We start from the raw sequence: 211 nt of genomic DNA on the forward strand, positions 1-211 counted from the left end.
GAAGTTTATCGTATTGACAACGCCACGCTGGCAGAGCTTGACGCTCTGCGTACGCGAGGTGGCGAATATGCACGCCAGTTAATTCAGACGCCGTACGGAAGTGCATGGATGTACGTGTACCAACGTTCAGTCGAGGGATTAACGCTGATTGAAAGCGGTAACTGGTTAGACCGAGACCAGTACTGATATATCGCCTACGAGAATAAACAAC

The 211-nt window shown here is 49.8% G+C and carries 1 protein-coding gene; it reads left to right on the top strand.

Going from position 1 to position 211, the window contains the following annotated elements:
• A partial coding sequence (locus FDX22_RS15275) for a gamma-glutamylcyclotransferase (RefSeq protein ID WP_186805312.1) occupies positions 1-186 on the top strand: 186 nt, incomplete at its 5' end.
• Between the last annotated feature and the right edge of the window lie 25 nt (positions 187-211).

Origin of the sequence: Citrobacter sp. TBCS-14 (assembly GCF_005280805.1) — a bacterium.
Lineage (GTDB): Bacteria > Pseudomonadota > Gammaproteobacteria > Enterobacterales > Enterobacteriaceae > Citrobacter > Citrobacter gillenii.